General features: G+C 41.5%; 8 protein-coding genes. 7 read left to right on the forward strand and 1 reads right to left on the reverse strand.

The annotated features are described in order from the left end of the window. The first annotated feature begins 66 nt into the window (after positions 1-66). From V7K25_RS20795 to V7K25_RS20805, 3 genes are all read left to right on the forward strand, one after another. Entirely contained in the window at positions 67-489 is a 423-nt protein-coding gene (locus tag V7K25_RS20795) for a hypothetical protein (protein WP_335155725.1), read from the forward strand. A 661-nt stretch (positions 490-1,150) separates the two neighbouring features. Beyond that, positions 1,151-2,431: a M16 family metallopeptidase gene (locus V7K25_RS20800; RefSeq protein ID WP_335155723.1), complete on the forward strand. Its 1,281-nt coding sequence runs from the start codon at positions 1,151-1,153 to the stop codon at positions 2,429-2,431. Positions 2,432-2,538: 107 nt separating this feature from the next. Then, complete coding sequence (locus V7K25_RS20805) at positions 2,539-3,420, forward strand: fructosamine kinase family protein (protein WP_335155721.1); 882 nt, start codon at positions 2,539-2,541, stop codon at positions 3,418-3,420. 60 nt (positions 3,421-3,480) lie between these two features. On the opposite strand, the gene V7K25_RS20810 is transcribed toward V7K25_RS20805, so the two are convergent. Next, positions 3,481-3,819, reverse strand: coding sequence for a TMEM14 family protein (locus V7K25_RS20810; RefSeq protein ID WP_335155719.1), 339 nt, complete (start codon positions 3,817-3,819; stop codon positions 3,481-3,483). A gap of 87 nt (positions 3,820-3,906) precedes the next feature. On the opposite strand from V7K25_RS20810, the gene V7K25_RS20815 reads away from it, so the two are divergent. The 4 genes from V7K25_RS20815 to V7K25_RS20830 form a co-directional block, all read left to right on the forward strand. Further along, positions 3,907-5,256: an ATP-binding protein gene (locus V7K25_RS20815; RefSeq protein ID WP_335155717.1), complete on the forward strand. Its 1,350-nt coding sequence runs from the start codon at positions 3,907-3,909 to the stop codon at positions 5,254-5,256. A gap of 110 nt (positions 5,257-5,366) precedes the next feature. Continuing rightward, positions 5,367-6,656 carry a tellurite resistance TerB C-terminal domain-containing protein gene (locus tag V7K25_RS20820; protein ID WP_335155715.1) on the forward strand — a complete coding sequence of 430 codons (1,290 nt, stop codon included), beginning with the start codon at positions 5,367-5,369 and terminating at the stop codon, positions 6,654-6,656. A gap of 93 nt (positions 6,657-6,749) precedes the next feature. Continuing rightward, a complete protein-coding gene (locus tag V7K25_RS20825) occupies positions 6,750-8,078 on the forward strand; it encodes an ATP-binding protein (RefSeq protein ID WP_335155713.1) in 1,329 nt (442 codons plus the stop codon). Positions 8,079-8,327: 249 nt separating this feature from the next. Next, on the forward strand, positions 8,328-9,448 hold a 1,121-nt coding region (locus tag V7K25_RS20830), incomplete at its 3' end, for a leucine-rich repeat domain-containing protein (protein WP_335155711.1).

The following is a 9,448-nucleotide window of genomic DNA, read 5'->3' on the forward strand; positions in this document are numbered from 1 at the left end:
TGAATTGACAATGACTTATGACTACCAGTATAGAGAGTAAGCTTTGCAATTAAGGAGGTTTTAACTATGACTTATAACAACATCCAATCCTTTGGAACGCCAGTCATTGAATCTACTGAATCTATAGTAATTGTAGAAATTAGTCCTGAAACCGATAAATTAGTAGAAACCGAAATGGCTGGCGAAAGTGATGAAGTCAAGCGCGAAACCAAAGCGTTGATTGAGGCACTAGAAAGACGCAGCCAAGCGGAGTCAGCAGGTACTCTCACCCGTGAAACTTATTTAAAAGCTGTGCGACAAGCACGAGAATTGATTGAAGGCAGGAAATTGAAGGAACGCGATCGCTTAGAAGACTCTTGGGCGATAATTCAGGATGAAGCCGAGAGAAACTGGCACTTAATGATGAAAGATTTAGTAGATTTTAGCTTTCGTCTGCAAAAAGCGGCTATTGCTGCCTGGGAAACCTTCAATCACCCTTACTCTCGTTAGTTCGACGGAACCTCTCCCTATCTTGAATTAAAGTTCAAGTCTGTCCCTCTCTGAGTCGGCTACGGTGTACACGTAGGTTATTGAATTACCCCTCCCTAACCCTACCCTTACAAGAGTTACGATATACACACAAGTTTTGCCGCAGCCACATCTTTATTGATAAATCTCGCACTGCGTTTCTATCCCGCCTCAGAATGAATTCCGAGTCTCATAGCTAAAGTCCAGCAAGCGTGGACTTTAGCTATTAGCCCTGAACTTTAGTTCTGGGCGGGATGTCGGTCAGCGTGACAGTTTCACTCTAACAAAATGTGGGTAAAAGACTTGAAACGTATGTGGACAGGAGTTGTGTGTACACCGTAGTTGTAAAGGGGAGGGAATTTAGATGTTTTAGTTTCCCCTTTCTAATGTTGATTCGGGGTTCGCATTTATTGATTCGGGGTTCGCATTTGTTGATACTATGTGAAGAAAAGTAAACAAAGCTCAAACTCTTTTTCCCCCTGCCCCCTGCCCCCTGCTCCCTGCCCCCTGCCCCCTGCCCCCTGCTCCCTGCCCCCTGCCCCCTGCCCCCTGCCCCCTGCTCCCTGCCCCCTGCCCCCTGCCCCCCTGTCTCTTCCGTCACGGATAAGATAAAGAAGTAACGTAGCTCCTCACACAAGTAGCAATGACTTCAACCCTGCGGAAACTTCCTCGTCTTAATACCCCAACCCTGCATCAGTTGCCCAATGGTTTGACAATCATAGCGGAGCAGATGCCAGTTGAAGCTGTAAACCTGAATTTATGGATTAAAGTTGGTTCAGCCGTAGAATCTGATGCCATTAACGGCATGGCTCACTTTTTAGAGCACATGATTTTTAAAGGAACAGAACGACTGGCTAGCGGCGAGTTTGAACGTCGGATTGAAGAACGGGGTGCTGTCACCAATGCCGCAACTAGCCAAGATTATACTCATTACTATATAACCACAGCCCCTAAAGATTTTGCCGAGCTTGCTCCATTACAAATAGATGTAGTATCAAATGCGAGTATTCCTGATGATGCTTTTGAACGCGAGCGATTAGTAGTTTTAGAAGAAATTAGGCGCTCAGAAGATAATCCCCAACGGCGGACATTTCGGCGGGCGATGGAGACAGCCTTTGATAAACTACCTTATCGCCGTGCAGTATTGGGGCCAGAATCGGTGATTGCCGAACTTAAACCCCAGCAGATGCGAGATTTTCATACTAGTTGGTATCAACCCGAGTCAATTACTGCTGTAGCTGTGGGCAATTTGCCCGTGGAAGAATTAATTGCAACCGTTGCTGAAGGATTTACAAAAGCCACTAAAACTCCCCACTCCCCACTCCCTACTCCCCACTCCCCACTCCCCACTGAATCACCATTTACAGAAATTGTCCGTCGAGAATTTGTAGATGAAAGTCTCCAGCAAGCAAGGCTAGTAATGCTTTGGCGGGTTCCAGGAATGGTTCAGTTAGATCGCACCTATGGACTAGATGTTTTAGCCGGAATTTTAGGGCATGGACGGACATCAAGACTGGTGAGGGATTTAAGAGAAGAACGGGGATTGGTTTCTTCAATTTCTGTGAGCAACATGAGCAATCAGCTACAAGGGACATTTTATATTTCAGCTAAATGTGCAGTAGAAAATTTAGCAGAAGTAGAAGATGCGATCGCTCAACATATTCGCACAATCCAAACCGAATTAGTCACAGAATCAGAAATTGCCCGTGTGCGGCGGCGAGTAGCGAACAGATTTATTTTTGCTAATGAAACACCAAGCGATCGCACAGGGTTGTATGGTTATTATCATTCCTTGGTGGGAGATTTAGAACCCGCCTTTAACTACCCAGATCATATTCAGAGCCAAGATGCAACCGACTTGATGCAAGCAGCCAAAGAGTATCTTTCCCCAGATGCTTATGGTGTAGTTGTCGTCAAGCCGTAAATTAAAAATTAAAAAGGGGAAATGGAGTATTGGGCATTGGTTATTAATTCTTGTCCCTCACTCCCTCTGCTCCCTCTGCTCCCTCATCCCCACTCACCAATTTAATCATGTGGACTCAAATCGACACCCATATTAGCCAGGTGACTGGCGAAAAATTTCAGAGTCAGCAACGGCGATCGGTTGGTGGCGGATGCATCAACCAAGGTTATGCTATCTCTAATGGTGAGACAACCTACTTCCTTAAGATTAACCAAGCATCCCAAGCTGCGATGTTTGAGGCTGAGGCAATGGGGTTAAAGGAAATGCTAGCAACAACTAGTATTCGCGTCCCAAATCCTATTTGCTGGGGTGTAGCTGAGAATTATAGCTACATCGTGCTGGAATGGTTAGAACTTGGTAGCGGTAACAGCAATTCCTCTCTACGAGACGCTCCGCGATGGGAAGAGATGGGGCGCAAGCTAGCGGCGATGCATAAAGCTAGCAGTAGCCAAGGTTTTGGTTGGAAAATTAACAATACTATTGGTTCCACACCCCAAATCAATACTTGGACAGCAGACTGGACAGAATTTTATATTAAACATCGCCTGGGTTATCAATTTCAGTTGGCAAGGCAAAAGGGAGGAAATTTCCCCTCTTCAGAAAAATTACTAGCAGCAATCCCTGAATTATTGGCGCATCAGGTGCAACCTTCCTTAGTACATGGCGATTTATGGGGCGGAAATGCCGGGTGTACTAACTCAGGAGAACCCGTGATTTTTGATCCAGCAACTTATTTTGGCGATCGCGAAGTTGATATAGCCATGACAGAATTATTTGGTGGATTCCCCGCAGCATTTTACCAAGGTTATAACAAAGCCTTTCCCTTAGATCCAGGCTATGAGCAAAGAAAAACCCTCTATAACCTTTATCACATTTTGAATCACTTCAATTTATTTGGCGGCAGTTATGCTTCCCAAGCCAACCGAATGATTGACCAAATTTTGCGCTAACTACAACTTTGCGTACCTCCGCGCTTCCCTCCGCGTTCCTCTGCGTTTAAATTTCCCCCCTCAATTCCCCACCATTTGACTCACCATCACCCCCAAAGCCAATATACCCAAAATCGTCATTAATCCCGCCGGCATAAACTTGCGTGTTTTAACTAGCCGAACTGCAAAGACGACTACCAAAACACCAGTAACTATCACTGCTAAAATCGACCCCCAGCTTTGCCCCTGGAGTTGAAAGTAAGCCGCTAGCACTAGCAATAAACCGCTAATGCTACCACTTAAGAGTGAAACCTTACTTCTAGCCTGAATATAGCCAATAATGCCACCAGCGTAGGCGTAGCCCGTCGTAGACATCGCTAATATGCCGTAGGCAAAAGCAGCAATTATACTTAAATTCATTGTTAAAACCTATGTAGACTTTGACTTTACTGCCAGTGTCAGCAGACAATTTACCATAGCTATTTAGCTATACCACACAGTTTATTGATGGATAATCAAGCAATGCTAATAACAAGTACTTCCTTATATACAAAGGTTCAATATCTCCAGCGCCAAGCAGCCTCACTTTTACTGTACCAGTCTGTTCTGCAAGGCGAAGTGGGGATGGCATTTCTGGAACTGTTGCAAGCTATACGTTACACTGATGCCGATGCCCGGGGTTGTCTCCAAGCCTACGGTAGTTACTTCCACGCGTTGGCTGCTAAAAATCAAAATTGGGAAGACTATTTAATTACTCAACTTCTCTTCTCTGAGAATCCTTTTACAAAGCTTGCTCAAGTGCGAGAATTTGAGGATTTACCCCCAGCTTTAGTAGCAGCAGTTCGGCATGATTTACAAGTATTGCAAAGTCTCTATGAATGTAGCAGCGCTTCTTTAAGTGAGTGGATACAAGGCGTAGCGCACATGCCGATTTCGCCAGTAGTGTGGTATAAAGAGCAAGAATTGGTAGGAGGAGAGACAAAGTTCCCTACATATCTACAAGAGTTAGATAATTGGGGTGATGCTGTAGAAGAGTTAGCAGCTTATTATCGGCAATGTGGCTCTGGTTTATTTGCAGAATATCGGGCTTTACGCTGGCAAGCTGGGCAGTTTATCGGTATTCGGTATTCCGATCCAATTAAGCTGAGTGCGCTTGTAGGTTATGAGTCTCAAAAAGATGCTTTGCTAAAAAATACAGAGTTTTTATTATCAGGAGAGATGGCACTGCATGTATTACTTTACGGTAGTCGGGGTTCTGGCAAATCTTCTTTGGTGAAATCTTTGTTAAATGAATATAGTAATCGCAGCCTCCGCTTGTTGGAAGTGGCAAAATCTGATTTAAAAGACCTACCAAAAATTGTGGAACATTTACGAGGAGTGTCACAAAAATTTATCATCTTTGTCGATGATCTTTCCTTTGAAGAAGATGATGATGCCTTTAAAGCGCTCAAGGTAGTTTTAGAAGGTAATTTAACCGCGCGGCCGCAAAATGTAGTTGTGTATGCTACTTCCAATCGCCGCCACCTAATTCGAGAGTTTTTTGTAGATAGACCTACCCCCAAGGATAACGAGGAAATCCATGCTTGGGATACGATGCAGGAGAAGCTTTCGTTTAGCGATCGCTTTGGTTTAACCTTGACCTTTGAACCAGCCGATCAGAAAACTTATTTAAAGATTGTACAGCACCTAGCGGCACAAGGTGAAATTAATATTACCCAAGAGGATTTAGAATTTCAAGCATTACAATGGGCAACTCGCCACAACGGTCGTTCTGGACGCACAGCACGGCAATTTATTGATTTTCTAAAAGCAGATTTAAGACTTTTTAGTACAAATAACAATACATCTAACACTTAGTATTAAGCATTTTTATATGTGTATTTTAATTACGAATTACGAATTACGAATTACGAATTAGTATGAGAGCAACTTTTTCTGATAATTTAACTACGCTAAAAACCAGCAATATGCAATCAGTAATGATCAGCAATCGATTTATACTAGGGATAGTTGCCTTTAGTGTGAGTTTTGGTCTTAGCCTCGTCCCAAACTGGGATTTTAATAAAGCCTTTCTCACAGGTTTAATTACTGCCGTTACTATCTATGCAGCAGCATTATTTGTAGATAAGCGACGCAGAAATTATGAAATGTTTATTTTAGGTTCTATCCACAAACGAATTAAAGAGATGGAGGGATTGAAGGCTCGCGTTGTCAGAGAAATTAATCAAATCGAAGAACATCATAATCTATTATATGCAGAGTCACAACAACTGCAAAATCAAGTAACAGAAAGCCGTAACCAACGAGATAGTTTACATCGAGAGCTAAGAACATTTGCCGGACAGAAAAAGCAGTTAGAAACCGAAATCAATACGCTGCAAACTGAAATTAATAACTTGCAGAAAAATCTAACAGAATTGAACAATGCTTTTTCAGTTCTCACAGCAGAGAAGCGTCGGCTAGAGTCGAATTGTAATGTATCTCGTAGTGAAATAACCCATTTACAAAGTCAAATTTCTGAACTCCAGCAGGAGAAACAAGAAGTTGAAAGCAATTTAACTCTTTTAGGCAGACTCAAACCCCAATTAGAAGAAAAATTATACGAATTGCGAATTACAATTCAAGAACTAGAACTTGAGACAACCCAAAAAAATCAATTACTGGTAGCGACAAAAGCCGAAAGAGAAAATATCCAAGCTATCCTAGATTCTTCACAAACCCAACTGGCAGAACATAAAGCTGAATTACAGCAGTTGCAAGAGCAAGTTTCATTATTGCAAGAAGAACGAGATTCTTTACAAAATCAAGTATGGGAATTACTTCAACAAATAGAAACATTCAATCCAGAACATTTGTCTGATAATTACAATGAAGATGATAATGAATTGTTTCCTTTTTCTGAGATAATGGAAACTACAGCAATCATAAACACTTCGGAAGCTGATACATCAGATAATTTACCTGAAGAATGGACTAATTTTTTAGAAAATCTTCCAGCATACGAAATACAAGTATTAAAAGCTATAGTTGAACAAGATAATCCTAATGCTGCTATTAAAAAAATTGCTGAAGCAAACATTACTATGCCAAATTTATTAATCGATTCTATAAATGAACGAGCAAATGATACTATTGGTGAATTAATAATTGATTCAAATTCAGAAATTCCAAAAGTTTACCCTGAATATATGACGCATGTCAAAAAAATGATTGCAATGTATGAAGCTCGAATGGCTAGACATGCTTCGTCAAATTAAATTGTTATTGCCGTCGTTAGATGAGTAGTAAGGTGAATATCTTACCTAACTTACTGCGTGCTTCTGGGTTTAGAATAAAGTAAAGTGTAATACATGGCAAAGCTCAAAATCTCGAAAAAAATCTCCACTGCTTTAATCAATTCCCTTGGTGCGGGGGTAGTACCAAGAGTGGGAGTTGAATATATAGCAGTAGGGCGAGAAAAAGAACTAAAAAGCCTATTACAAAATCTCGATGATATTGCAGAAGGTGTAGCAGCATTTCGCTTCATAATTGGTAACTACGGTTCTGGTAAAAGTTTTTTACTACAACTAATTCGCAACCGCGCTATGGAGCAAGGTTTTGTAGTAGCTGATGCTGATTTATCCCCTGAACGCCGATTAGCTGGAAGCAGCAATGAAGGTGTAGCTACCTATCGAGAATTAATGAGCCACCTAGCTACAAAAACTCGTCCTGATGGTGGTGCTTTAGTCTCAATTTTAGAAGGATGGATTAATAAAATTCAACAAGAAGTGGTTAAAGAAACTGAAATGCGTCCCAATGACGATGGTTTTGATGACCAAGTTGAATCGAAAATTAGGGAAGTAGTTCAGTATATTGAAGGCTTAGTTCACGGTTTTGATTTTGGTAGCGTGATTATCGCTTATTGGCGTGGCTATCGATTGGATGATGATAATTTAAAAAATGCGGCAATGCGCTGGTTGCGCGGAGAATTTACTACTAAAGTTGAGGCAAAAGCAGCTTTAGGAGTGCGTGTTATTATTGATGATGATAGTTGGTATGACTATATAAAACTGTTTGCGAAATTTGTAGCTGAAATTGGTTATAAAGGACTGTTAATTATACTTGATGAAGCTGTACATTTATATCAAATATCTACTACAGTCACGCGGGAAAAGAATTATAATCGGCTCCTGGCAATGTTTAACGATACGATGCAGTGCAAAGCAGAACATCTTGGCATTGTTGTTGGTGGAACAACTAAATTTTTAGAAGACCCCAAACGGGGACTTTTTGCAGACCAAGCTTGGCAAAGACGCACAAAAGAAAGCCGTTTTGTTGCACAAGCTAATGTTCAGGAATATTTAGGGCCAGTGATTCGGCTAAATCCTTTGATTGAAGCAGAAATATTGACGCTTCTGCAACGTTTAGCTGAGATTCATGCACTCAATTTTGGGTATGAACAGACTTTGACAAATCGTGAATTAAAGGAGTTTGTGCAAGAAATTATTAATCGCTTGGGTGCAGAAGCATTACTGACACCAGGAGAAATTGTGCGAGATTTTATGAGTGTGCTGAATATTCTTCACCAAAATCCAGGAATTGTGTTTGCTGAATTAATTCATGGCTCTAAATTTAAACCTACTGCTATGGGTAAGGATGCAGATATGGATGAGGATGGCGCAGCAGAATTTAGTTTGTGATTAATGATGGTCATTTAATTGCTCTTGTGCAAAGAGATTAATATGAATTTTGATAATAGAGATGCCTAAAATCTAGATTTAGATATATGCGATCGCTACATATAAAGGCGCGATCGCTAAACCTGTACAATTCGCTTTTCCCATCATCTCAAGACATAATCGCCAAAAAATGATAATCTGGCATTTTTCCCTAATCAGTTAAGATAATCTTCATCAGCCTTCTTTCCTTTTACCCTTCTCCTTGGAATTATGACGCAGGATGAGTTATTGGTACTGATAGATCGCGCCGTGGCTGAGGGTTGGCGAGAGTTAGACTTGTCGGGGCAAGAGTTGACTGAGTTACCTGTGGAAATTGGTAAGTTGCAGCAGCTTGAGTCTTTGATTTTGGGAAAGAAGGTTGAAGGTGATGAATACCTAGAAAGCCACTATTTCCAAAATGTTTCAGGCAACAATTTAAAAACGCTTCCACTCGAACTATTGCGTTTGCCTAATTTGCGTAAGTTGGATATTACTGGCAATCCTTTAGAGAGCATTCCCGATGTGGTAACGCAAATACTACATTTAGAGGAACTTATCTTAATTCGAATAGAGCTAACTGAAATACCTGATGCGCTCGCTAATTTAACCAATCTGACGCAGCTTAACCTCAGTTCCAACCAAATAACCCAAATTCCAGAGGCGCTCGCTAAATTAACCAATCTGACGCAGCTTAACCTCAGTTCCAACCAAATAACCCAGATTCCAGAGGCGCTCGCTAAATTAACCAATCTGACGCAGCTTTACCTCAGTTTCAACCAAATAACCCAGATTCCAGAGGCGCTCGCTAAATTAACCAATCTGACGCAGCTTTACCTCAGTTTCAACCAAATAACCCAAATTCCAGAAGCGCTCGCTAAATTAACCAATCTGACAGAGCTTTCCCTCCATAACAACCAAATAACCCAGATTTCAGAGATGATCGTTAATTTAACCAATCTGACGCAGCTTTACCTCGGTTCCAACCAAATAACCCAGATTCCTGAGACGATCGCTAAATTAACCAATCTGACTAAGCTTTACCTCTTTTCCAACCAAATAACCCAGATTCCAGAGGCGCTCGCTAAATTAACCAATCTGACCACGCTTGACCTCAGTGACAACCAAATAACCGAGATACCAGAGGCGCTCGCTAATTTAACCAATCTGACGCAGCTTGACCTCGATGGCAACCAAATAACCGAGATACCAGAGGCGCTCGCTAATTTAACCAATCTGACGCAGCTTGACCTCAGTGAAAACCAAATAACCCAGATACCAGAGGCGCTCGCTAATTTAACCAATCTGACGCAGCTTATCCTCTATAACAACCAAATAACCCAGATACCAGAGGC

The sequence above is a fragment of the Nostoc sp. genome (assembly GCF_036919495.1).
In the GTDB taxonomy this organism is placed as follows: domain Bacteria; phylum Cyanobacteriota; class Cyanobacteriia; order Cyanobacteriales; family Nostocaceae; genus Nostoc.